The organism is Paraburkholderia sp. TE9906, from assembly GCF_056279605.1.
In genome coordinates, this window is sequence record NZ_JBWCCT010000005.1 from 417,069 (window position 1) to 441,178 (window position 24,110).

Annotated in this window: 16 protein-coding genes and 1 pseudogene; 6 read left to right on the top strand and 11 right to left on the bottom strand. The window is 62.8% G+C overall.

The annotated features are described in order from the left end of the window. Positions 1–40: 40 nt before the first annotated feature. From ACZ9H4_RS15940 to ACZ9H4_RS15975, 8 genes are all read right to left on the bottom strand, one after another. The gene (locus ACZ9H4_RS15940) at positions 41–1,060 is read right to left on the bottom strand and encodes a cytochrome c oxidase assembly protein (RefSeq protein WP_408141394.1); all 1,020 of its coding nucleotides are present in this window, start codon (positions 1,058–1,060) and stop codon (positions 41–43) included. Then, positions 1,036–1,380 carry a hypothetical protein gene (locus ACZ9H4_RS15945; protein ID WP_408141395.1) on the bottom strand — a complete coding sequence of 115 codons (345 nt, stop codon included), beginning with the start codon at positions 1,378–1,380 and terminating at the stop codon, positions 1,036–1,038. Before ACZ9H4_RS15945 ends, ACZ9H4_RS15940 begins: the two co-directional genes overlap by 25 nt. Then, on the bottom strand, positions 1,377–4,010 hold the full coding sequence (ctaD, locus tag ACZ9H4_RS15950; RefSeq protein WP_476119844.1) for a cytochrome c oxidase subunit I: 2,634 nt from the start codon (positions 4,008–4,010) through the stop codon (positions 1,377–1,379). Before ctaD ends, ACZ9H4_RS15945 begins: the two co-directional genes overlap by 4 nt. Then, complete coding sequence (coxB, locus tag ACZ9H4_RS15955) at positions 4,007–5,122, bottom strand: cytochrome c oxidase subunit II (RefSeq protein ID WP_476119578.1); 1,116 nt, start codon at positions 5,120–5,122, stop codon at positions 4,007–4,009. The genes ctaD and coxB overlap by 4 nt, the downstream gene beginning before the upstream one ends. 384 nt (positions 5,123–5,506) lie before the next feature. Then, complete coding sequence (locus tag ACZ9H4_RS15960; RefSeq protein ID WP_476119580.1) at positions 5,507–7,798, bottom strand: FdhF/YdeP family oxidoreductase; 2,292 nt, start codon at positions 7,796–7,798, stop codon at positions 5,507–5,509. A gap of 236 nt (positions 7,799–8,034) precedes the next feature. Then, positions 8,035–8,481 carry a DUF2934 domain-containing protein gene (locus tag ACZ9H4_RS15965; protein ID WP_476119582.1) on the bottom strand — a complete coding sequence of 149 codons (447 nt, stop codon included), beginning with the start codon at positions 8,479–8,481 and terminating at the stop codon, positions 8,035–8,037. 754 nt (positions 8,482–9,235) lie between these two features. Next, entirely contained in the window at positions 9,236–9,616 is a 381-nt protein-coding gene (locus tag ACZ9H4_RS15970; protein WP_476119584.1) for a hypothetical protein, read from the bottom strand. 948 nt (positions 9,617–10,564) lie between these two features. Beyond that, positions 10,565–11,086, bottom strand: a complete 522-nt coding sequence (locus ACZ9H4_RS15975) for a methyl-accepting chemotaxis protein (protein WP_476119586.1) — start codon at positions 11,084–11,086, stop codon at positions 10,565–10,567. A 167-nt stretch (positions 11,087–11,253) separates the two neighbouring features. On the opposite strand from ACZ9H4_RS15975, the gene ACZ9H4_RS15980 reads away from it, so the two are divergent. After that, positions 11,254–12,570: an Nramp family divalent metal transporter gene (locus ACZ9H4_RS15980; RefSeq protein WP_476119587.1), complete on the top strand. Its 1,317-nt coding sequence runs from the start codon at positions 11,254–11,256 to the stop codon at positions 12,568–12,570. 983 nt (positions 12,571–13,553) lie between these two features. Here the strand turns inward: ACZ9H4_RS15980 and ACZ9H4_RS15985 are convergent. Continuing rightward, positions 13,554–14,099 (bottom strand): DUF4142 domain-containing protein, encoded by a 546-nt coding sequence (locus tag ACZ9H4_RS15985; protein ID WP_476119589.1) that lies wholly within the window; start codon positions 14,097–14,099, stop codon positions 13,554–13,556. Positions 14,100–14,741: 642 nt separating this feature from the next. Beyond that, a pseudogene (locus tag ACZ9H4_RS15990) lies at positions 14,742–15,371 on the bottom strand (MDR/zinc-dependent alcohol dehydrogenase-like family protein); the annotation flags it as partial. A gap of 791 nt (positions 15,372–16,162) precedes the next feature. On the opposite strand from ACZ9H4_RS15990, the gene ACZ9H4_RS15995 reads away from it, so the two are divergent. Together ACZ9H4_RS15995 and ACZ9H4_RS16000 are read left to right on the top strand one after the other, a co-directional pair. After that, a complete protein-coding gene (locus ACZ9H4_RS15995) occupies positions 16,163–17,065 on the top strand; it encodes an SDR family oxidoreductase (protein ID WP_476119591.1) in 903 nt (300 codons plus the stop codon). 35 nt (positions 17,066–17,100) lie between these two features. Further along, positions 17,101–17,481, top strand: a complete 381-nt coding sequence (locus ACZ9H4_RS16000; protein WP_476119593.1) for an NUDIX hydrolase — start codon at positions 17,101–17,103, stop codon at positions 17,479–17,481. Between the two features lie 222 nt (positions 17,482–17,703). Here ACZ9H4_RS16000 and ACZ9H4_RS16005 read toward each other — a convergent pair whose 3' ends face one another. Next, positions 17,704–20,391, bottom strand: coding sequence for an ATP-binding cassette domain-containing protein (locus ACZ9H4_RS16005; protein WP_476119595.1), 2,688 nt, complete (start codon positions 20,389–20,391; stop codon positions 17,704–17,706). 440 nt (positions 20,392–20,831) lie between these two features. Between ACZ9H4_RS16005 and ACZ9H4_RS16010 the strand changes: the two genes are divergently transcribed. The 3 genes from ACZ9H4_RS16010 to ACZ9H4_RS16020 all read left to right on the top strand — a co-directional run bounded on the left by ACZ9H4_RS16010 (position 20,832) and on the right by ACZ9H4_RS16020 (position 24,108). Continuing rightward, entirely contained in the window at positions 20,832–22,136 is a 1,305-nt protein-coding gene (locus tag ACZ9H4_RS16010; protein ID WP_408153452.1) for a glycosyltransferase family 4 protein, read from the top strand. Positions 22,137–22,240: 104 nt separating this feature from the next. Next, positions 22,241–22,843 (top strand): D-glycero-alpha-D-manno-heptose-1,7-bisphosphate 7-phosphatase, encoded by a 603-nt coding sequence (locus ACZ9H4_RS16015; RefSeq protein WP_476119598.1) that lies wholly within the window; start codon positions 22,241–22,243, stop codon positions 22,841–22,843. Further along, entirely contained in the window at positions 22,840–24,108 is a 1,269-nt protein-coding gene (locus tag ACZ9H4_RS16020) for a glycosyltransferase family 9 protein (RefSeq protein WP_476119600.1), read from the top strand. The genes ACZ9H4_RS16015 and ACZ9H4_RS16020 overlap by 4 nt, the downstream gene beginning before the upstream one ends. Positions 24,109–24,110 lie beyond the last annotated feature (2 nt).

Consider the following 24,110-nt stretch of genomic DNA (forward strand, 5'->3'; position numbering starts at 1 on the left):
CGACATCGCGCGCTGCCCAGGACGCGTGGCGTGGGGGCCGTCATCGTGCACCGTCCTGTCGCAATGGCGCCGCGGGGTCACTGATGAGACCCGTTGGCGCGGGGGCCCTCAACCAGCGGGCCGCAATCGCCAATCCGCCGACGAGGTAGACGATCGCAGCCGGCACCCACATGATGAGTCCACCCGCCTGCTGGTCACGTAGGGCATCGATGCCGAGCGCGCTTGTCGACTCGACGTACGACGGATACCACAGACCGGGCGCGAGCGAGATCAAGGCGCCGAGTGCGCTCGTATGGACCATCGTCGTAAATACGGACAGCATCGCGTGACCGCCTGACTGACGGGACGCACCGTCGCCAAAAACAGTCCACCAGAAAATCAGCGCGGTCAGCAGAAAGCTCGCGTGTTGCAGCGTGTGCACCCACGAATGCGCGAGCGCGGCCTCGAACATCGCCGGCGCGTGCCAGCCCCAAAGTGCGGCCGCGTGCAGGAGCCATCCGGCAAGCGGTGCGGTGAGCGCCCGCCACAGGCGGACGAAGGCGGGCGCACGCACGGCGCGGCCCGCGCGCCGGCGCGCGTCGCGAGGCAGCGCCCAGATCCATACGCCGAGCGGACGGGCCACCACGAGCAGAGGCGCGGCGATCAGCATCATCGTTTCGTGTTGGACCATATGCGCGGAGAACAGAGCCGCCGACAATGTGTCGAGGGGCGAGCACAATGCGGACACGAGCGCGGCCATACCGCCCGCGAACGCACTCGCATGCCACGCGCGAATTGCGCGACCGTGCCGCGTGCCGCGGCGGCGCAGCCGCACATGACCGATCGCATACGCGAGGGTGCTCGCGAACATCAACGCGACGATCCACGCGTCGAACGACCAGCCGAATGTGGGCGCGCCTCGTTCGCTATCGGTCAGCACGTGCGCCCAGGCGAGCGGCGCGTGGGCCAGCGCCAGCGCGGCGCCCGCGCCCACGGGCGCGACCCGCAGCTCGCGAGCGCGGGCAGCCAGGTGGCTGATTGCGCGAGGCCGCGCGATCATCGACAAGGTGAAAGCAGCCATTGCGGGAACCACATTGTCAACTGGATAACCGCACATAGAGCGGCGACGAGCATTGCCGTCAAGGCGAGAAACGGCTGACACGCATCGCGGTGGACGTAGCTGCCATCGAACCGCCCGGCTGTGCCACGCCAACGCCGGTATGCGAGCCAGGCCGCAATGACCGAGAACACGAACGCGACCGCGCTCACTGCATCGAGCACCGTGTGCTGGCCCGACGCGCAGGCGAGCTGCACGAGTGCGTAGTTGAGGCCCTGGGCGCCGAGCACCACCGCGGGCGCCACCAGTAGACCGAGCCAGATCGAGATACCGGTATGCTTCATGGAGGCATCCGTGGGACGAGGTAGATGACCGCATAGATCGGCAGCCAGCTCAGCACGACGAAATACCAGTAGACCGCGTTCTCGCTTGTGTCGAGCAGACGCTTTTTCTCGAACGGCCCGGAGTAGAGCAGCGTCGTGAGGACTGCCGTATCGACGGTATCGGTAATCAGGTGCGTCGTATGCAGACCCAGCAGCAGCCAGACGATAGAACCGTATGAATTCGCGTACCACATCACGTTGAGCGCCCCAAATTCAACCCCACGCACGACGAGGAACGCAAACGCGAACGCGAGGCAGACTGCGAGCCACAGACGCGCCCGTTCGCGGTCGCCGCGTTCTGCCGCGCGCTTCGCAAGCTGGTTCGGCCACAGGCTCGCGAGCAGCACCGCTGTATTGAGCGAACCCCACACGAGCGACGGTGGTGGCGCGTGCATGGGCCAGGCGGGGTTGACCGCGCGCAAGTAGAAGTACATACCACCGGTCATTGCAAACAGAGTTCCCTCGATCAGCATCAAGCCCGCCGTCGCCCACCACATCAGGCTGCGATGACTGAACCCGAAACTCGGCAGCGCGCGCACGTCGAGCACTGCAGTCACCGCGCCGGCATCACGGCTGGCGGCTTCGCGCGACGATGGCTTCGTGTGCACACGGCGCACCGCATTTTGCGCGGCGCTTGAATCGGGCCAGCGCTCGAGCGCGCGCGCGACCCGGTTCTCGCGCCGTCCCGGCCAGAACCAGGCGATCATCGCCACGGCGACCGGCACGGTGCCCCACCATACGGCCGACGGCGTGAAGATCGAACCGATGAAAAAGATCGTGGTCGCGATGGCACTGAGGAACGGCCAGATCGACGGTCCCGGAAAAAGTGGGCGCGTGTCTGGCTGCGCGTCGAGGGCGCTCGTCGTCAGCACCTCGCGCGCATGCGCAGCGAGTCCCGCCACCGCGTGCGGCGCGCGCTGCGGCTCCCACAGCGGCGCGCGCCCGTGAACAACCGGCAGCACGTCGAAGTTATGGGGCGGCGGCGCGCTCGGCACGCTCCATTCGAGCGTACCTGCGCCCCACGGGTTTGCGTCGGCCTGCGCACCGCGCCGCAGACTCCATATCACGTTGACGATGAACAGCAGCACGCTGACGCCGATCATGTACGCCCCGAGAGTGGAGGTCAGATTCATGCCGTCCCAGCCCATGCCGGTCGGGTAGGTCCACACTCGGCGCGGCATCCCGTGCAGACCGAGCAGATGCATTGGAAAGAACGTGACGTTGAAGCCGACGAAAAATAGCCAGAACTGCCAATGGGCGAGGCGCTCGCCGAGCATGCGTCCGGTGAACTTCGGAAACCAGTAGTGGAAGGCGCCAAACAGCGGAAAGACCGCGCCGCCGAGCAGCACGTAATGCAGGTGGGCGACGACGAAATATGTATCGTGCACCTGCAGATCGAGCGGTACGGCGCCGAGCATGATGCCCGTCATCCCGCCGAGTACGAGGATAAAGAAGAAGGCGAGCACGAACAGCAGCGGCGGCTTCAGACTAAGACGACCGGTAAGCAGTGTCGCAAGCCAGCAATAGATCTGGATGCCGGACGGTACCGCAATCATCACGCTCGCCGCCGTAAAGAACGTCTTGCCGAGATCGGGAACGGCCGTCGCGAACATATGATGCACCCACAGGCCGAACGCAAGAAACGCGGTAGCGATCAGCGCGAGCACCATCGCGGAATAGCCGAAAATCGGGCGGCGCGAAAACGTCTCGATGATCGACGACATGAAACCGAGCGCCGGAATGAAGATCAGATAGACCTCGGGATGACCAAAAAACCAGAATAGGTGCTGCCATAACAGCACGTCACCGCCGAGCGAGGGATTATAGAACTGCGTACCCACGAGGCGATCGAGTATCAGCGCAGTGCTTGCCAGCATGACCGCCGGCATCGCGAAGAGCACCATGAACTGCGTGACGAGCGTGGCCCACGCGAACAACGGCATCCGGTTCAGCGACATGCCGGGCGCGCGCATCTTGAGGATCGTCGTGATTAGTATGACTGCGACGAGCAATGCGGACAATTCGCTGAACGTGATCATCTGCGCCCAGATATCGCTGCTCTTGCCGGTCGCGTAGTCGGGGCCCGCAAGCGGCACGTAGCTGAACCAGCCAGATCGCGGACCCGCACCCAGCACGAAGGCGATAAAAAGTGTGACGCCGCCGAACAGGAAGACCCAGTATGCGTACGCATTCATCCGCGGAAACGCGACGCTGCGTGCACCGATCAGCAACGGAATCAGGTACATCGCGACAGCCTGCATCACCGGGACGGCAAACAGGAACATCATTGCAGTGCCGTGGATCGTGAAGAGCTGGTCGTACATGTCGGGGCTCACGATGTGACTGCTGGGGCGTGCCAGCTGAGTGCGCATCACAAGGGCCATGAGTCCCGCCAGCAGAAAGAAGACGAACGTCGTGACCATGAAGCGGCGCGCAACGGTTTTGTGATCGATCGCGCTGAACCAGCCGATCACGCCCCGGCGATCGTCCCACGTGTGCGCCAATGCCGCCAGCGTCTGCGCGTCGGCATCCAGTCCGTCCTTGATTTGCGCGAGGGCTTCGGCGCCCAATAGCGGTTCGGTCGTGCTCATTGCAGTGTGGTAAGCCATCGGACGAGCGCCAGGCGGTCGGCGTCCGAAAGCGGCACCGCCGGCATCAATGTGCCGGGCTTCAGCGCATCCGGATTGCGGATCCACGCGGCAAGGTTCTGATGGGTGTTGGCGAGCACGCCGGCGGCGATCGTTTCCCGGCTCATCAGATGCGTAAGGTCGGGACCGAGGGTGCCCTTCGCGGACGTGCCGCGCACCGTATGGCAATTCGCGCAGCTGGCGCGCTCGAATACGTCACGACCAGGAAGCGCGATGACGTCGGTGCTCTGCGGTGCGGGCTGCGCCTGTCGCGCGACCCACGCCGCGTAATGCTCGGGCGGCTCGGCAACGACAAGCATTGCCATCAACGCATGTTCCGCGCCGCAATATTCGGCGCATTGGCCACGATAAGTGCCGGCCCGGTCCGCGCGGAACTCGATTGTCGTGTCGATCCCTGGCAGCATGTCCTTTTTACCGTGCAGGTTGGGCACCCAGAAGCTGTGAATTACATCGGCAGCGTGCAACGAAACGATGACCGGACGACCAACCGGCACGTGCAATTCATTCGCGGTGACGAAGCCGGGTTGCGCGCCGTCGGGGCGATACGACGCCTGCCACCACCATTGCGCGCCCACCATATCGATGCGCACGGGATTGTCTACCGGTAGCTTTGACAGCGCCCGATCCGTCAGCACGTCCGCGACGATCAGTCCCACGAGTACGACGACCGACAGCACGCTTGCGCCGATCACGATGCGCTGCGTGCGAAGTTCGGGCCGCGTGAGCGAACTCACATCAGGCGCGGGAGTCGCCGCTGGCCGTGTGGGGATGCCGCGCGTGTTGCGCACCAGCGCGACGAGCGTCGCGAGCAGCACCAACGCGAAGACGATCCCGCAAACGATCAGCGAAAGATTCCATAACTTTGCAATTTGCGCGGCTTGGACGCCCGCCGGCTGCAACGCGCTTTGCTGTGGCTGTGCGACAACCTCTGCGACGTGCGACATCGCCCACAGCGAGCCGGCGGCGACACGGGTCGGCCCTTTCCAGCCGGCCCGCGACGCGCCGCCGCGACGCTGCCCTGTCGCGCAACTGAGACCTCCAAGATGGGCAATCATTATGTAGAAGTGCGTTTCAGCGTGAATGACGTGTAGCACTTGCCGTTCCGCTCACTCGCGGAATCCGCGCGCGGCTGATAGGCGCAGACAAACGTTGCATCCGGCGTAACTCTGAGCAGATCGTCCGCCCCGCCGCGAAGGACATCTTGCAGCCACCGCCGGCGAAATCCGACTGCCTGCTGACGCTGGGCACATGGGCCGATTTGGCCTCCGCGATGGGCCGGGCCGTGAGCCCTCCCCCGCTTTCGCTCTGACGGCGCGACCGCTCGGCTCCTTTTCTGCACCCCGCGCGCAGCGGCGTTCTCGCTACTGACTCGCACGCGGCTGCGGGCTTCAAGACCTTTATCCTGTGGCTTCCTGCCCGTTATTTGCACGCAGCAGCGCTTAGGACGACCGCTCGACGATGCGGACCGGTATCGACTTTGCGCCCGGCACCTTGCTTTCCTTCGCATAATGCCAAAGCGGCAGCAGCGGATTGCACTCCGGGTAGTACCCGGCAATGCAGCCAGCCGGAATGTCGTACGGTACGATGCGCAGGCCTTCGACCCGGCGCTGGATGCCGTCGTCGGCGATGGTTTGCAGTGTCACCTCGTCGCCGTCCTGAAGCGAACGCGAGTCCATATCCGCACGATTCATCAGGATGACCATGCGCGAACCCTTGACGCCACGAAACCGGTCGTCGAGGTTGTAAATGGTGGTATTGAACTGACTATCCGCGCGCAGCGTCATCAGGCGCAACGCGCCCGGCTCGCGCTCCATCATGTCCGGGTCCTCGCCCAGCGATTCGGGCACCATGAATTCCGCCTTGCCGCTTTTCGTCTGCCATTTGCGTTCGCGCGCCGGCAAAGGCCGCGGGAAACCACCGGGCGTCCACATCCGTGCCTCGAAATCATGAAAAATCTCCGGATAGGTCTGGGCGATCGCAGCACGCACCCGGCTGTAGTCGTCGCGCCATGCGTCCCAGTCGACCGTAGATCGACCCTCCAGTGTCGCCTTGGCGATCCCCGCGATGATGAACGGTTCCGAGCGTACGTCGATGCTGGCCGCTTCGGTCACGCCACGGGAGCCGTGCATACAGCCAGTACTGTCTTCCATCGAGACAGCCTGGTCGCCGCTCGCCTGCCGGTCGATCTCGATGCGGCTCAAACACGGCAGGATATAAGACACCGCGCCGTGCACAAGATGACTCCGGTTGAGTTTCGTGGCGACACTGACAGTGAGTCGCAGGCGGCTCCATGCCGGTTCTGTCTGCAACCGGTCAGGCACCGAACGCACCAGATTGCCGCCGAGGTTGAGCACCGCGCTCACCTGTCCTTTCACCATGGCCTCGAACGCCTCGACAATGTTCATCCCTTTCTTGCGCGGCGGCTCGAATGCGAACTGCTGGGCCAGTTTGTCGAGCGGCGCGAGTTCCGGCTTCTCCGTGATGCCTACCGTGCGTTGCCCTTGCACGTTGGAATGGCCGCGCACCGGCGAAGGTCCCGCGCCGGGCTTGCCAATATTGCCGCGCAGCAGGAGGAAATTACACAGCATGCGCACGTTTTGCACGCCCATGCGATGTTGCGTGAGCCCCATGCCGTAGTGAATGATGACGGCTTTCGCCTTGATATACTCGTCAGCCGCGCGCTCGATGTCGCCACGCGACAGCCCGCTCACGCGCTCAATATCCGCCCATTCGGCCTGCCGCGCAAAGTTAGCAAAGTCCTCGAAGCCGTGCGTGTGTTCGTGGATGAACGCGACGTCCAGCACGCGCGGGCGGCCTGCAGCGAGGGCAGCGTCGTCTGCGGCAATCACCACCTTGCACATCCCGAGGATCGCCGCGGTGTCGCCTCCCGTCCGGAGCTGGTGATATTGAGTACTGATTTGCGTCTCGCTCGGCGAGAGCATCTGCACGGGCGACTGCGGATTCGCGAAGCTGATCAGGCCGGGCTCGCGCAGAGGATTGAACGTGATGATCGGCACGTCGCGCTTGCGGGCCTCCTGCAATGGATGAAGCATTCGGGGACTGTTCGTGCCGACGTTTTGACCGAAGAAGAACATGAGATCGGTCTTTTCGAAGTCGTCCAACGTGATGGTGCCGACACCAACACCGATCGCCTCTTTCAGGCCGACGCTTGTGCTTTCGTGACACATGTTTGAACTGTCTGGCAGATTATTCGTGCCATACATCCGCGCAAACAACTGCAACATATAGGACGTTTCAAGCGACGCGCGACCGGACGTATAGAACACCACTCGATCAGGGTCCATCCCGTTCAGCTCGCGACCGATCTCGTCGAATGCTTGCTGCCAGCTTACCGGCACGTAGCGATCCGTTGTCGCGTCGAAGCGCAAGGGCTCGGCGAGGCGCCCGGCTTCTTCAAGATCGTGGTCGTGCCACGTTAGAAGTTCGCTCACCGGATGGACGTCAAAGAAATCGTGCGTGACCCGTTTGGCGGTGGTGTCCCATGCTGTCGCCTTTGCGCCGCTCTCGCAAAATTCGAAAGTGTGCGGGTCGGCCGGCTTCGCCCATGAGCAACTGACGCACATAAATCCGTCTGGCTTGTTCTGCCGCAGCAGCACCGTGCTATCTTTCAGCGCGACCTTCTCTTGCGAGAGGATTTTCGCCACCGCCTTGAGCGATCCCCACCCGCCTGAAGCGTATGGATACGCATCGTTCTTTCTTTCCTTGTCCATGGGATATTCCTTGCCGGAGGGACGTACTGCTCGTCGTATAGCAAGCGTCGTGCAGCAAGCGGCGCGCCCGCTGTGCCGATGCTAACGGGACGCGCTGCTAGGTGCGCGGTCGCGATGCGCGGCCCCGCGCAGTGCGTCAGTCTGTGCAGTCGCACAATCGAACCGCGTGGCTGCCCCGCCTTATTGCCACAGTCGCCAGACGCAGCATCCCTGTGGCACGGCACAGTCTGCCGTAGCTAGGCTTGCGAATTGCCCGCTTCATCGGTGTCATCGGCGCCGTCGATCGTCCCTCTTCGACCGTCCTCTTCAGCAATTTCGGCTTCGACCAGAATTCTCGCCTTTCTCCAATACTCGTCCGCGCAACCTTCCATGCTGCCGTCTTCCCGCCACAGTTCGTATGCCTTGGCCCGGATACGTCGTTCTATCGATTCTGCCCGCATCGAGGTCTCCTTCGTCGCCGATCTCAAACGAATAAAGGTTGGGTCGCTCACCGCCGAGGCACACACTGTTTCTCCGGAGCGCTGCGTGCTGTCGGGAGTTGATTGACCGGCTGTCAGTAGGGTTCGCCTCGGCCCGGCTATACGGCGGCATTGCAATCGGAAGCCTCCGCATCCATCCCCCACACAGTATTCCGATTTTCCAGCCTTGCCGGCATTCAACTGGCTTTCCGAACGTCTGCCCATTCCAGGCACCTTGGCATACGCGTTGCTCCAGTGTCTGTCCCGTACAGCCTCTCAAGGAGTTCAATCATGGTTCAACGCAAAACGGTCGATGATCTCTTCGTGCATACGTGTAGAAACGCGACGTGAAAATCAAGCCGGACGGCACAATTGAACAACGCGGGCCCGGAAGCACTTGTAACGGGACGGCCCTGCCGTTGCTCGCAAAGGCAGGACGGGAAGAGCGCAATGAGACTGGAGGAGTGACGAGAATGGACCTGACGTTCTGTACGCGAATGCTGACGGGCGCCATCGTGGTGCTAACCATTGCCATTTCGGTCGGCTGCAAGCCGAGTGACAAAGCTGGGGGCGCAGCGAATGCAGATTCAGCCGCCAGCAGAGCTCAGTCTCCCGCCAGCCAGTGACTTTCAGCAGGACGTGAGGCGTGTCTCGCGCCTAGCGTGGAGAGCGCTTTTCTGGCCCACCCCCGCGGCCATGAGCGTAGGCGGCACGTGGGGCAGCAACTCGTCAGGTAAACGGGACCGTTCGCGGGTCGTCGAGAGGCCGGTGTTTCCCTGCCGCCGAGCGATGCGACTGCTCTGTGCCGCAGCTAAGCCGCTACTGCTGACTGTAAGCGTCCGCGCAAGTGGCGAGATACCTTCGGCTCACGCCCGTCAAGGCGATGGCTTTGCGTACTAATTCGCCCGGTCTGAATGCAGCCCGCGCCGGACCGGCAAGAGATATGGGCGCCTGTTCCCCGACGCGGGCTCCACCCTCTTTATGCGTAACCCGATCTTGAGGCACGGCTGCCGCTTTCAACCGCCGGTTGGTGACGGAAACCGAGGCCCCCGGCGCCCAGCGCTATCACCGCGCCGACGAGCAGCGCTGCCACTGAAAACCAGCTCGCCTGGGCCACCGTGCGCGCTGCAGTGTCTGCCGCCTGCCTTGCGTCTGCGTTCGCTGCGGGACTCGACGCAGCGGCCGTGATAGAGGCGATGGCGCTTTGCGCCTGTTGTGACAGCGAGTTGATCGCGCTGTTACCGGCATCCGTCTGGGCGCTGGCGGCACTGACGGTTGCACCCGTCGACGCCACGTTTGCCGCCACGCTTACCGCGCCTCCGATGATCGACGCTAATCCGAAGACGATAGAAAGAATCATCACGGCCCACGCGAGCAGTCCGTGCAACCAGCCGATAACGGGTGCACAACGCCCCGCGAAGTATGCCCCCCGAACACGGAGACAACGGTTGTCGCAATCGACCACGCCCCAGACCCAAAGCCGAATGCGCGGCCTGGCGTCGGCTGAGACAAAGGGCTCAGCAACGACGCACCGACTGCCGTGCCGAGCACACTCATCACAAGGTAAGCGATTAGCGAAATAATCACGCCCGTGAACACTGCGCCGCACGACACGCGTGGCAGTCCCTCTTGGGTTACTAATAGTCACATGACAAGTCTGCGGTTGAACTGGCTTCCTGGGAATTCGCCGGAGAAGCCCAGCTTTCAAGGGCGCGCAAGCGGCGTTCCACTGACTCGGCGGGCCCTCCCCCGCGATTTCGTTACACCGGCGTAACTGGAGGCGCGTTGGACAGGAAATTGTCATGAACTGCCGTGTCGACTATCCAAAACCACCTACGCATGGAGCTCGACCCGGCAGGGCGGTACCTCACGCCCTGCCCACGGAAAAGTCTGACGGTGTGGGCGAAGACGCCGGCGCGGCTGTGTTGGACGGCCCTTCAGGCGGAGGCTGGGCTTCGGCACAACGACTGAACAATTATCAGCAAGCTCTTGCATCGACCGCTCGACGCGACATCGCACAGGGCGTCACTGTTTGTTGGCTCGACAGATCGGCCCGGCCGGACGGCGGCTGCCCCTAGACCCACGCGTACCTGTGATGGGACATTGAGTTCGCCGCGAAATGGCGGCGCAGGTCCGCACGCGAACTTAGCGTGGCGTGGTGCCATGGGCGGCGCGAAGCATGCGCCGTCGTTAGCGTGAGCGTCGTCCACCTGGAACGCCGCGGCTGCGCGCTGCAAGCTCATAGCCTGCTCCTTCAACAACTGCGCCGCGACCGCAGCCTGCCCAACGAGTGCCGCGTTCTGCTGCGTCATGCTGTCGATCTCGTGACTGCCCGGTTCACCTGATCGATGCCAGCGCTCTGCTCTGCCGCCGCCGCAATCTCCTGGACGACCCTGGTTACACGCATGATCGCGTCGCGCGCTTCGCCGATCGTCAAGCCGGTCTGTTCCACCAGCGTCGCGCCACTGCCGACGTTGTTCACCGCGTGACTGATCAGTTGGTGGATTTCCTTCGCCGCCGTGGCGCTCCGTTGCGCGCGGCTGCGGACCTCGCCAGCGACAACCGCGAAGCCACGGCCCTGCTCGCCCGCGCGCGCCGCTTCGACCGCCGCGTTCAGCGCGAGGATGTTGGTCTGGAACACGATTCCTTCGATCGTCGCGATGATCTCGACCATCCGGCCCGATTCGCTCGAGACGCTCTTCATCGCCGCGACGGCTTGCGTGATCAAGTCACCGCCCCGGTCCGCGATATTCGCCGCGTCGGCAGCAAGCTCGCTCGCGGTTCGCATGTTGTCCGCGGTCTGCCGAACCATCGCCGTCATCTGCTCCATTGCTCGATGCCGTTTCTTGCAACGGTACGAATCGTGCGAATCATTCCTGCGCCGCGACTAGATTATCTCCAGATGCAAACGCCTGCGATTGCGCGGCGCCGAAGCGACTGTGCCCTTCGGGCCTCGAGCCGAAAACGCCTCGCACGCACCGACTTTCGATCCCTACCATGACCTCAGTCGATCAGACGGGAACCAGACATCCTCCACGCGGCAACGCCCAAGGGGGGACCGCTGCGCATTCCTGGGCGGCCGACGTCGGCCCCGGCGTCGTCGCGATGGCCGCCGACAACGATCCGGCCGGCATCGTCACCTATTCGCTGGCGGGCGCCCAGTTCGGGTACGACATGTTATGGAGTTGCGTGCTGAGCTATCCGTCAATTGTCGCGTTGCAACTCGTGTCGGCGCGGATCGCCGTTGTGACAGGCAACGGATTGACGACCAACATGCGAAAGCACTACTCACGGATTTGGTTCTTACTTGCCGTTGGCCGCTTTGTCATTGCAAACACATTCAATATCGCGGCGGATGTCGTCGCCATGGGCGTCGGCGCGCATTTGCTGTGGAAGGGGTCTATCGCCGGCTTTGCGACGTTCTTTCTCATTATCTCCATCGCGCTTCAGTGGTTCGTCCCGTATGCAAAGTACGCACGCGTCCTTAAATGGCTTGCGCTTTCATTGTTTGCCTATGTCGGGGTCGACGTCGCGCTTCAACTGCCGTGGACGAGGCTGACGGCAAATTTGTTCGTCCCTCATATCTCGTGGTCGGAGCATTATCTGGAGATGCTGCTGGCTGTTTTGGGTACGACGATCAGTCCATATCTCCTGTATTCGCAGGCTGAACAGCAGGTTGAAACGCAGCGCCCGGAAGACGCACATTCCAACGATGAAAAGGACCGCGAACGCCGCTTGAGTCGCTTGCGAAGCATACGTAGTGATACGTTGATCCGGACCGCGCTGTCGAATGCGGTTGCTGCATCTATCATTATCGCCGCGGCGGCTACGCTCCACGCCAACGGTCGAGCTCCTGATTCGGCAGCATCGCTCGCCAGCGTGCTCGGACCGGTCGCGGGTCCGTTCGATACGCACCTGCTCGGTCTGGCGCTCATCAGTAGCGCCCTGCTGGCGTTGCCCCCCCTCTCCGGCTCGGCGGCACACGCAGTCGCGAGCACGATCGGCTGGCCAATCGACCACCAGCACAACCGGCGCATCGCATTCGCGCTGATCGCAATCGTGTCGCTGGGAGGCGCGTTCGGCGTCGTATTGGCGGCAATGCAGCTCGACCCGATTCGCGTGTTGTACTGGAGCGCTGTGGTCAATGGCACGACTGCCACTCCGGTGATGGTATTGCTCGTGCTGCTCAGCACCAGGCACTCAGCGGTGGGCGATCTGAGTGCGCACTGGACATTGCGGGCGCTCAGTTGGCTTGCGACTGTAGGAATGGGTGCTGCCGTGGTCGCACGGTACGCCTGCAGTTTGCTCGGCTGAACGCGAGTTCGACCCGTACGCCGGGCATCCGCTGGGCCGCCTGGCACAGGGCTATTGTAGGGATCGTCAGCTCGCACGCGACAGAGAACGTGGCGGGTGAACCGCAGCGTAGTCTGGCCACATTAATTTGAGCGACGACGAACGACCCGGACGCGACCGGCCGCCGTATTACGCCGCAACTGACTGCCCCGAACAGCATCTGTCTGCCAACCGCGGGCGCCTGCTGCCAGGCTGGGCTTTCTGAGATCGACTCGCGTGTGATCGACCTTTGGAGCCAATACGTGGTGGCTATGGCTGCGCCGCCCCCCGGACGCGCCGGACACGAGCCAGTCGCGTAGCTTGCCTGTATCGGTGCTAGATGCATGTACAACGGCGCGATCCCGCCGGCTATCCCGGCCTCCCTATCGGTACCTGGTCGCCAAAGCGCGTCAGGTTCTCCAGGGTCTGGCCGCCGCTGAGCTGCAATGCTGTCCGAAACGCCCCGGCGCAACAGCCTTGACGCGTATGCCTCGTTTGATCATCTGTTTGGCGAGGCCCTTGGAGAGCTTTGGCAGCTTGCAATGGCCAACTCGAATCACCGGCGCGCCGGGCGCGATGGCCGATTATGTTAGCTATGCGATGCTATACCGTTGCACAGACGATCGCCGCCGTGGAACACTTCGCACTTCGCTCGTAGCTTTTCATAAGCGGTGATTTGTAGCGAATGCCGTTCGCGCGGGAACGGCGCAACGCGTGTGCCGCCCTCGGCCCGCGCGCAGCGGCGCTCGCGATGTTCCCGCTGCCCGCACCTGCGCCCGACACAATGGCGCGTCCCAAAGACTTCACAAGGATCTGCGTACCCGTGCCACACGTCCAGCGGCCGAAAATGCACGTCGGTATGGCAAAGGCAAACGCGCGCATCACGCAGATTAAGGCCCGGACGTTCCCAGGCTCCGCATAGCGGCCTGAACCGCGTTACGCTTCACGTCGCGTGAGCGAGCCCACTACTGCTGCGCCACGCCTTTTTTCACTGCGAGATCTTGCGCCATTTTGTAGTGTTCCTTGATGGTCGGAAGCGCCTTTTGCGCGGCCTTTTTCAGGTCCGCATTCTGTCCATCCGATATCTCTTTCTCAAACGCCGCGATGGCCGACCGATGACCTTCAAGACCGACTCTTTTTATGTAGGCCTGGTCGAACTCCTTGTCTTTCAGTGGCTTCAAGGCGTCAAGGACGCTGGTGTCCGAATTGTCCTTCGGCACCTGGACGCCGTGCGGCGCGGCCATCTTCAACTGCACGGTTAGCTTGGTATGATCCAGCATCATGTGATGAGCAAACGACTTCACGTCCTTGTCGCCAGAATTGCTGGTCGCGAGCTTAGCCGCGTCGATTTCGGTTGACGACGACATGCTGGCCGCCTGAACGAAATCTTTGTCTGCCTGAGGCAAGGGGTTCGTCGCGGTCGTCGATGCAGCTTGCGTCTGCGCGTTGAGCACCGGGGAAAGCAGCCCAAAAGAAGTACTTAGGGCTGCGATGATTGTCATTCGTTTCATGCGTGACCTCCTGGAGTCAACGTGGGCTACGACAGCGAACATTTGTTGCGTCTTATCTGGCCGCAGCAACTGGCGTGCCGGGCCTACGGGCGCGAGCATCGTTCACGCGGCGCTGCAGCACGCAATTACGGCCCGGACGTGCGATGACGGCCCCCTTTCCCCGTGAGGGCAACAGGTCGCAATGGAATGGACGCCTACTCGTCATCTCACCGCATCCCGCCGACGCGCCGACGCGGCAGCGCCGCGCGCCAAAAAATTATCCTCACCCAGTGGGACCGGCAGCCCGTGTTTGCATGGCCTTCTAGGCCACGGGCGCGCAAATCTAAAGAAGTTTGGCATGCAGACGTATTAGGAGCCTCTCCCCTCCACTTGCCTTTCTGTGGCGCGCAGTGCGAAATACCGCGTATACCAGGTTCTCTCTTTGCACATCCAGCAAACGCTCCCAGTTCTGAAGCCTTCGTACGCCATGATTCCAATGGCCGTGACCAAGCCTCGCATCTCTACCGCATGCCGCTGCGGCCGTTGGCGTGTCGTTTTTGGGTAAGCCGATGTAGGCATATGGGCGCCGTGGCGTGGCGGGGCCGGTACGGCGGCGCAGGCGCTCGTCAATGGGCCGAAGAGGCATCCGCATTCGCATTCCCGCTACGGTTCGAGTTTGATCTTGATCCACCCTGGCTCGCGCAAGTCGGATGCGCGATAGGCCGAGATCGCGTCGGCAATGGGTTCGCGTTGCGTCAGCACTGCCAGAGGATCGAGCGAGCCATTACTGACCAGTTCGACCAGATGCGGCGTGATCGCCCGATGGTTGCAATTGCCCATTCTCAGTACGAGATTGCGGTTCATCGCCTCACCGATCGGAAACACATGGTCGCTCTGTGGATAGACGCCGATGATTGACACCGTGCCTGCCTTCGCGACGGCCCGCACGGCCCAGGACAGCACCTGCGACGGCCCACTTCCAGGCCGCCAGTTGTCACCTTCGGGCTTGGTTTGCGGCGCGATCTCCTTGACCTCGTCGTCGAAAGACTGCTGCTGATCCTTGCCGTTCTCCGCCGCGGCTCCCGGTGCCGCACGCTCCGCGTCCACGCCGACGGCATCGATCACGCGGTCCACGCCAATTCCGCCTGTGAGTGGCAGGATGATGTCGACGGGATCCTCCTCGTCGAATTTGATGACCTCAACCGCATGGACCAGTGTTACGTGAGCCCCGTTGCTATCGCATCCACCAACGCCCACCTGCTTGCAGTTCGCCGGACGCCAACGATGCAGCGGTATCACCATACCGCGCAAGCGCTGTGTACCGCGTCGCCCCGGCGGATCGTAGTTGAGGTCACCCCACGGGGTCGTAGCGTTCACTGAGGCGGCCTCGCCTCAAGGCTATTTCGCTGCGTGTGTACCGCTTGTCGCGCCCGACGCAGCAACTGAGCGGCTGAAGAACGCCGCGCGCGCTCCTCTTTCTGACGCGCCGCGTCCTGCTGTCGAAGAGCCGCGGGCGGCGCGCCCAACTGACCGCGCTGGTCAACTGCGAGGGTTTTGTTTCCGGCGCGACATCACATCCGCGAAAGACTGGAGGCTGAAGGGTTTTGCCAGGCACGCATCACAGCCTGCTTCGGATGCCGACTGCTTTTCCTGCGCGACGGCGCGCCCCGTCACAGCAACGATCGCACTCGCTGCGCACGAGGACAAAGCCCGGAGACCGTCTCGCTGTAATAAATTCAGCGCCGCAGTCTCATCCGCACCGCTCCAGCTGCTTTCGCAGTCTTCGGTGTTTTGCATTCGCCCGTTGATTCCGCCCTCGAAAGCGGGGGTAATCGACTGCTCCCCGCCTTAGCCTGATACGGTCAGTGCGCCAAAGTAATTCGAGCGGTGAACCCATCGCAACCGAGCGGCAGTCGAGGGCGAATTCGGCGTTCACGGGCGGGCCTTGGGCGCGCGTCCGTTCCAAGGTCGACAAAGAACTGCGAACGTCGCCAAAGTCTCGCACAGGAACGTCCTTTGCTTTATCGCTGAATCCACGCGGGCACGACGCCGTTAAGCCCGCCAGTCACAGCAAGGAGCCTATGATGTCCGTCAGCAAAGATCAGTTCACGATGCAGGATCCCACCCGGCAATATCCTCAACCTCCGTTCGCACGGCAACCCCAACCGGCACCGGGACTCGCGAAGAAAATGACTCCTGCACCCGATCACGGCGAGCAGAGCTACAAGGGTTTTGGCAGGCTGGCCGGTCGACGCGCATTGATTACCGGTGCCGATAGCGGAATCGGCCGCGCAGTCGCGATCGCGTTTGCTCGGGAAGGCGCCGACATCGCGTTGAACTACTTGCCGAGCGAGGAGGCGGACGCGCGTGAAGTCGTTGGACTTCTCGAGCGAGACGGTCACAAGGCCGTCGCGCTGCCGGGCGATGTGGCCGATGAGGCCTTTTGCTCACAACTCATCGATCACTCGGTCAAACTGCTCGGCGGACTCGACATCCTCGTGAATGTTGCGGGCAAGCAGACTTACATCGACGATATTGCCGATCTGTCCACGAAGCAGTTCGAGGAAACCTTCCGCACCAACGTATTCGCGATGTTCTGGCTCTGCAAGGCAGCGTTGCCACACCTGCCGCCCGGCGCGACGATCATCAACACGACGTCGATCCAGAGCTACCAGCCAAGTCCCGGCCTGCTCGATTACGCCTCTACGAAGGCGGCCATTACTGCCTTCACTCATGCCCTGGCGAAACAGGTGATCGGAAAAGGCGTACGGGTGAATGCCGTCGCGCCGGGTCCGGTCTGGACGCCGCTGCAGCCAAGCGGCGGACAACCCCAGGAGAAGGTCGAGAAGTTCGGTTCCGAGGTGCCAATGAAGCGGCCTGGCCAACCGGCTGAACTCGCGCCGGTCTATGTGCTGCTGGCGTCTCAGGAATCGAGCTTCGTGACCGGGGAAGTATATGGTGTAACAGGCGGCAACCATCTACCCTGAAGGAGGACGGGCCGTCCAGCTAGCGGCAGGAGCGAATGAAAAACAGGGCAACCGTTCTGTGCGTTCGGCACGACCGTATCCTGCTGGTCGCACGGGCACGGTCGAGATGGGCATTGCCGGGCGGCAGAATCCGTCGGGATGAAGCGCCGCATGATGCCGCGTCGCGGGAGTTGGACGAAGAAACGACTCTCGCCGCCGATGGGCTCGTCTACCTGTTCCAGTTCAAAGGCTTCAACACGCAGCATTATGTTTTCTTCGCCGAGGTCAACTCTTCCTCGCCTGCTCAGGCCAGCAACGAAATTGTGAGGTGCAAATGGTTCACGCCGTCCAAAATAGCGACCCTTTCCGCCAGCGTGCCCACTCGCGGCATCGTGGAGCTTTTCTGCAAACAGATCGGCGCGTTTAAAGCTTGGTGAGGAATGGGCGGGGGTCCGGCAAATAGCCCGGGTAACCGCATGGTTCACACTCCTTTATGCAGTTCCTCATGCAATGTCGCCACCTCCTTGACGGTCACGAGTTGCCATGGTTAGCCCACGCGCTGCGAATATAGGTCAGTGCCTGGGCGATCTCGACATTGGCCAAAGTGACCGCATACCCGGGCATCGACTGCCTCGGTGGTCCGGTGAGTGTGGAAGGAGCTAACGATCATTGGCCGGCCGTGGAGTTCCCGATGCCAGGCCGACGATTTCAGCAATCAGCATTTCAGTCGAAACCGGTTTGCTCAACAAGGTCTGAAAACCGGCCGTTTGCGCCCGCTGATGGTCTTCAGCGTCGCTATAGCCGGTCAACGCGATGGCCGGCAAACGCGATCCGACAGGTATCTCGTGCTCGGCCTCCAGCATACGCAGTCGACGCAGCACATCGTAGCCGTCTTCATCGGCGAGCATGATGTCGCAGAGCAAAACATGCGGCCACTGGGCGTTCTGCGTACTTCCGAGCCATTCAATCGCCTCCGTGCCCGACGACCCGAGCCGCACGCGTGCGCCGTTCGCGCTTAGCGCCGCTTCGAGTGCGTCGCGCGCCTCTTCCTGATCGTCGACGACCATGACCAGCAGGCCTTCGAGCGGCCTCCCACCCTCGGCATGCTGAAGCGGCGGCGCAAGCGCCACCTTTGGATCGGGATCGGCGACGGAAAGCAGTGGCAGCATCGCCACATAGGCGAGCCGCCCGCGCCAGGGCATCAGCGTAAAGGCGCCACCAGCTGCGGTGAGCGCTGACTCCATGCTCTGCGCGGCCGGCTGCGAAAGCTCTGCCGGCTTGTCTCCCACGCCGGACACGCTGACCCACGCGTGATTGTTGTGGCGTTCAACGCGCAACACAATGCGCTGCCCCGGACTCGCGTACGCGCTCTCGTTGCGGCACAGATCGGCGATCAGCGGCTGCAAGACGCTCGGATCGCCGGTCACGCGCAGATCGCTGTCGCTGAGTTCCGCGTCCAAGGTCACGCGCTGCGCAGCGATCTCATCGTGCAACGCGTCGATCACTCCCGACGCCAGTGCGGCGAGACTTACCGACTGGGCGGTCAACTTGCGCTGCGCATGTTCCAGTTCGCCCTGCTGCCATTGCAGCGACCACATCTTCGCGTAGACGCCCTCGCGCGCAAGCAGCTCGCGATGCATGCCCTGCTCTACCACGCGGCCATGCTCCATCACGAGAATCCAGTCGGCGTCCACCACGGTGGAAAGCCGGTGCGCGATGACGATCGACGTGCGGCCTCGCGCGAGACGCGTCAATTCCGTCTGGATTGCCCGCTCGGAGCGCGTATCGAGCGCGGATGTCGCCTCGTCGAACACGATTATGCGCGGGTCCTTCAGAATGGCGCGCGCGATCGCAATGCGCTGGCGCTCACCGCCCGAGAGCCGTACCCCGCGTTCGCCAACGCGGGTGTGGTAGTGATCCGGCAATCGTTCGATAAATTCATCGAGCTGCGCGGCGCGCGCTGCACGCACGACGTCCGCTCGCGCGGCTGTCGCTCGCCCGTATGCGATGTTGTAGGCAATCGTCTCGTTGAACAGCACAGTGTCTTGCGGCACGATGCCGATCGCCTCCCGCAAGCTACGCTGCGTGACCTTGCCGATGTCCTGCCCATCGATACGAATCGTCCCATGTGCCGGTTGATAAAGCCGGAACAGCAACTTCACCAGAGTGGATTTGCCCGATCCGCTGCCGCCCACCACCGCGAGGGTCTTGCCTGCGTAAGCGTGAAAGTCGACATCGCGCAGAATCTGCCGCGCGACCTCATAACCGAAATGCACATGCTCGAAATCTATTTTCCCGGCAGTCACGACTAGCGGCTTCGACGCCGGGTCGTCGATGTCCTCGCCCACTCGTCCTCGCGTGTCGAGGATCGAGAACATCCGCTCGACGTTGACCAACGCGTCGTTGGTCTCCCTGAACACGAAGCCCAGCGTGTTCAACGGCATGCAGATCTGAATTATGTATGCGTTCACCAGAATCAGATCGCCGACGCTCATCGTGCCTACCACAACATGCTGCGCCCCAAGCAGCATGACTGCGCCGATGCCAAGCGCAATCACCGCGCTTTGACCCACGTGCAACGTGCTCAACGCGTTCTGATTCGCCGTTCTCGCATGAACCCATTTTTCGAGCACTTCGCCCAGCCGCCGGGTTTCGGTGTCCTCGGTCGCGAAATACTTGACAGTGTCGTAGTTCAGCAAGCTGTCGACGAGCCGGCCATCCGATTGTGCTTCCAGCACGTTGATCGCGCGCTGGAATGCGATTCGCCGCCGCGTGAAGATGAGGGTATACACCGCGTAGCAAACGCACGTGATCGCGATCGTCAGCATGAATTCCCACGCGTACTTGTGCACCATGATCGCGACGATCGTCGCGATCTCGAAAGCAGTCGGCACGATCGTGAACAGCGCGACGCCAAGCAGAAAGCCGATTCCGTCGGCTCCTTTCTGCACGTCGCGCACGATCGCGCCGGTCTCGCGTCCCGCGTGAAAACGCGCGCTCATCCGATGCAGATGCGCGAAGGTCCGTTCGGCAAACGCCGCGACCGTGCGCTGCGTGACGATGCTGAACACCACATCGCGTGCTTCGTTGAGCGCGTCGCCGAAAAATCGCAGCAACGCATAGGCCAACACGAGAAAAACCGGAAACAGCGCGTGAGAGGCCGGATGCCCCAGTTCGTCAACGATGTGCTTGAGCGCGAGCGGCACCAGCACGATCGACAACTTCGCGGCGATCATCAGCAAGAGCGACACGATGGTCTGCTTACGATACCGCCACACGGCGAGCGCGACGTCACGGGCGATGCGGCGAGTCAGACGGGAAGCGGGCAACCGGGTGGAATTCGGCATGGAGGTTCAGTGATAGACGCGCGGGCCGCTATGCATTTGATGGCGTCGCAAAAATCAATGCGGAAAAGTTTGCGATACGAGGTCGGAATGAGCAAGCAGTGCGCCTGAGCGTCGGTAAAACGGGTACACGCATAGCGTATTTCTCGCTGAGCTACTAGCGTTGACCATTTCGTTCACCGTAGTACTAACGACGTTGCTCTGCCCGTTCTTACATTCGCGCTTGTAGAAACAGGGAACGCCACAGCGGTTCCCTTCATACGGGTGGGTACGCCACAGCACTTCGATTCGCTGGGCGCAAAGCGTTGCGGCGGCAGCAACGTGCTTTCGCAGCGATTGGCACACCGCATGCTGCCCCCGGCATTGAGCCGCGGGCATCCAGATTCGCGGCTGAAAAGCCTGCCTAGATCAATGTGCCCACTCTCCATGCCGGGAAGGTAACAATGAAAATCGCTCTCATCAGTGAACATGCTTCGCCTCTCGCTGTTGCCGGTGGCGTCGATAGTGGTGGACAGAACATCTACGTGGCGAACGTCGCGCGTCAGCTGCTCGAAGCGGGACATCAGGTCGACGTATTCACGCGACGCGACCGTGCACTACTTCCGCTCATTTCGGACATGGACGGCGTGCGCGTGATCCATGTGCCCGCCGGTCCGCCGATGCAATTGCCGAAAGAACAGCTGCTGCCGTTCATGGATGAGTTCGCGGCATTTCTCGTCGAATTGTTTCGCCGCGAAAGCCGGCGGTACGACGTGATGCATGCGAATTTCTTCATGTCCGGTCTCGCGGCCCTGAGCGTGAAGGCGGCGCTCGGCATTCCACTCGTCACCACCTTTCATGCGCTCGGACGGGTGCGCAGGATCCACCAGGGCGCGGACGACGGCTTTCCGGATGAACGCTTCTCGATCGAAGACGATCTCGTCGCGCTCTCGGACGCCATCATCGCCGAATGTCCACAGGACGAAGCCGATCTGATCGAGCATTACCACGCCGACCGCGCCCGTATTCAGATCGTGCCTTGCGGCTTCGATGCCGACGAATTCAGACCTGTAGAACGCGCCGCGGCGCGCGAAACGCTTGGCTGGCAGCAGGACGAATTCATCGCGCTGCAACTGGGCCGGCTCGTGCAGCGTAAGGGAATCGACAATGTGGTGCGCGGCGTGGGCATACTCAAGCAGGCCTTCCACGCGTCCGCGAGACTGTATGTAGTGGGCGGCAATTCCGACGCGCCGAACGAACTCGCCACCCCCGAAATCGCCCGCCTGCGAGGCATCGCGAGCGAATGCGGCGTCGCCGATCAGACTGTGTTCGTCGGCCGCCGCGGCCGCGCGCAATTGCGCTACTTCTACAGCGCGGCCGACGTGTTCGTGACGACGCCGTGGTACGAGCCCTTCGGCATTACACCGGTCGAGGCAATGGCCTGCGGCACGCCAGTGATCGGCGCGGACGTGGGTGGCATTCGCTATTCGGTGGCCGATGGCGTGACCGGCTTTCTCGTGCCGCCGCGCGATCCGGTCATGCTCGCGGTCCGGCTTGATCAGTTACGGCGCGACCCCGCGCTGGCGCGCCGGATGGGCGAAGCGGGTCTCGCGCGCGCGCACGCGAAATTCACCTGGCGCGGAGTCGGCGAATCGCTCGCGCAGATTTATGCGCGAGTCGCGCACGCCGCGCCGGCAGCACCGGCGATAACCGCCGTCGAAGCAACGCAGAGGCCCAGACGCGCTGCGGCCGGTGCATCGTTTAGCTGACGCAGGGCCGCACGCGAGACAGACACTGCTTCACACCACTGTCGAGTCCGCTGTTGCGGCATCCCTTCGGCATTCCGCTCACGGTTCTCACCAGGACGCGCATCATGCTGCAATCCGCTGTGTTCCTCGACAAGGACGGCACGCTGCTCGACGACGTGCCGTACAACGTTGATCCCTCACTAATGCGGCTGACTCCTGGTGCGCACGAGGCATTGACATTGCTTGCCGCGTCGCCATTTGCGCTGTTCGTGATCAGCAACCAGTCGGGTGTGGCATTCGGCAGGTTTGCGCGCCCGGCGTTGAATGACGTCGAAGCCCGATTGCACCGCCTGTTCGCCGAATGCGGCGCAACCTTGAGCGATGCATACTGGTGCCCCCATCATCCCGATGGCACGGTGGCGCCGTATAACGTAGGCTGCGATTGCCGCAAACCCGGAGCCGGCCTGTTGCTGCGCGCGGCTCGCGCGCACCGGCTCGATCTGGCACGCAGCTGGTTCATCGGCGACATCCTCGACGACGTCGAGGCCGGCAACCGTGCCGGCTGCCGCACCGTGCTGCTCGACAACGGCCATGAGACCGAATGGATCGAAGGCCCGCTGCGTATGCCGTTCGCACGCGCTGCCGACCTGCACGAAGCCGTGCGGATCGTAGTGCGTCATGAACGCGCGTCCAACCCACTGCCGCTCGCTGCCGAAGGCTTGCAATGAACGCCCCGCTGCTTATTGCACAGCCGACGCTGGCTCACGCTCGTGTGCCGCTGGAAGCATCGGCGCTCGCCTCCTGGGGCGACGACGTGAAACGGATTCTGTGTGTGCGGCCCGATAATCTCGGCGACGTACTGATGACCACGCCGGCTTTGCACGCATTGCGGGAGTCCGCCGCAGACCGTCATATCACGCTGCTTGCGTCGCGCAGCGGCACGGCGCTGGCCCCCTTTCTCGACGATGTGGACGACGTGATCGAATATGAGGCGCCATGGGTCGCGCATGCGCCGAACGCAGCCTGCGCGCAACTACACGAACACCCGATTCAGGAGCGGCTCAGGCGCGGCGGTTTCGATGCAGCCGTGATTTTCACCGTCTATAGCCAGAGCCCGTTGCCGGCCGCAATGCTCTGCCACGAGGCAGGCATCCCGCGCCGTCTCGCACACTGCCGCGAAAACCCCTATGCGTTGCTCACCGACTGGTTGCGTGAACCGGAGCCCCAGCAGCGCACGCGTCATGAAGTGCAGCGCCAGCTGGATCTGGTGCGCCAGGTCGGCGCGCATTCGTCCGATACGCGCATGCGCTTTCGTGTGCGCGAAGCGGACCGGCGCACGCTCGACGTCCAGCTATCCGCGCGCGGCGTCGATCGCGAGTCCGAATGGATCGTGCTGCACCCCGGAGCGACTGCCGCGTCGCGCCGCTATCCGCCCGAGCGTTTCGGCGATGTCGCCACACGGCTCGCGCGCGAAACCGGTGCGTCGTTGCTCATCACCGGCGGCTCCGGCGAACGGCCGCTGGTCGAGACCGTGCTGCGCAGCGCCGCGCCAGGCGTGCGCGCTCGCCTGCACGACCTGAGTGGCGCCCTGACCCTCGGCGAGCTAGCCGCGCTGATCGAACGCGCGAGCGTGCTCGTTTCCAACAACAGCGGTCCGGTGCATCTGGCGTCCGCGCTGAGCACGCCTGTGGTCGATCTGTACGCGCTGACCAATCCGCAGCATGCGCCGTGGCAGACACCGCATCGCGTGTTGTTTCGCGATGTCGAATGCCGTTGGTGTTATCGCAGCGTCTGTCCGCAACAGCATCACGCCTGTCTACTCGGCGTTGCGCCCGCCGAAGTCGTGCAAGCCGCGCTCGACTTGCGCGCCGCTGTGCCGACGGCTGCGACCAATGCCAACGCCGACCCTAATGCCAATGCAAGCCCCGACGCGACCAAGCCCGCCGGTTGCGCCGAGGCGCCGCCGCTGGCCGACGAACCGCTGGCTCCCTGAAA

What these genes read in the sequence shown, in the direction of transcription:
- ACZ9H4_RS15940 (WP_408141394.1), bottom strand. Translation starts at nt 1,060, where the DNA reads ATGGCTGCTTTCACCTTGTCGATGATCGCGCGGCCTCGCGCAATCAGC.
- ACZ9H4_RS15945 (WP_408141395.1), bottom strand. Translation starts at nt 1,380, where the DNA reads ATGAAGCATACCGGTATCTCGATCTGGCTCGGTCTACTGGTGGCGCCC.
- ctaD (WP_476119844.1), bottom strand. Translation starts at nt 4,010, where the DNA reads ATGAGCACGACCGAACCGCTATTGGGCGCCGAAGCCCTCGCGCAAATC.
- coxB (WP_476119578.1), bottom strand. Translation starts at nt 5,122, where the DNA reads ATGATTGCCCATCTTGGAGGTCTCAGTTGCGCGACAGGGCAGCGTCGC.
- ACZ9H4_RS15960 (WP_476119580.1), bottom strand. Translation starts at nt 7,798, where the DNA reads ATGGACAAGGAAAGAAAGAACGATGCGTATCCATACGCTTCAGGCGGG.
- ACZ9H4_RS15965 (WP_476119582.1), bottom strand. Translation starts at nt 8,481, where the DNA reads ATGGGCAGACGTTCGGAAAGCCAGTTGAATGCCGGCAAGGCTGGAAAA.
- ACZ9H4_RS15970 (WP_476119584.1), bottom strand. Translation starts at nt 9,616, where the DNA reads ATGATTCTTTCTATCGTCTTCGGATTAGCGTCGATCATCGGAGGCGCG.
- ACZ9H4_RS15975 (WP_476119586.1), bottom strand. Translation starts at nt 11,086, where the DNA reads ATGGAGCAGATGACGGCGATGGTTCGGCAGACCGCGGACAACATGCGA.
- ACZ9H4_RS15980 (WP_476119587.1), top strand. Translation starts at nt 11,254, where the DNA reads ATGACCTCAGTCGATCAGACGGGAACCAGACATCCTCCACGCGGCAAC.
- ACZ9H4_RS15985 (WP_476119589.1), bottom strand. Translation starts at nt 14,099, where the DNA reads ATGAAACGAATGACAATCATCGCAGCCCTAAGTACTTCTTTTGGGCTG.
- ACZ9H4_RS15995 (WP_476119591.1), top strand. Translation starts at nt 16,163, where the DNA reads ATGTCCGTCAGCAAAGATCAGTTCACGATGCAGGATCCCACCCGGCAA.
- ACZ9H4_RS16000 (WP_476119593.1), top strand. Translation starts at nt 17,101, where the DNA reads ATGAAAAACAGGGCAACCGTTCTGTGCGTTCGGCACGACCGTATCCTG.
- ACZ9H4_RS16005 (WP_476119595.1), bottom strand. Translation starts at nt 20,391, where the DNA reads ATGCCGAATTCCACCCGGTTGCCCGCTTCCCGTCTGACTCGCCGCATC.
- ACZ9H4_RS16010 (WP_408153452.1), top strand. Translation starts at nt 20,832, where the DNA reads ATGAAAATCGCTCTCATCAGTGAACATGCTTCGCCTCTCGCTGTTGCC.
- ACZ9H4_RS16015 (WP_476119598.1), top strand. Translation starts at nt 22,241, where the DNA reads ATGCTGCAATCCGCTGTGTTCCTCGACAAGGACGGCACGCTGCTCGAC.
- ACZ9H4_RS16020 (WP_476119600.1), top strand. Translation starts at nt 22,840, where the DNA reads ATGAACGCCCCGCTGCTTATTGCACAGCCGACGCTGGCTCACGCTCGT.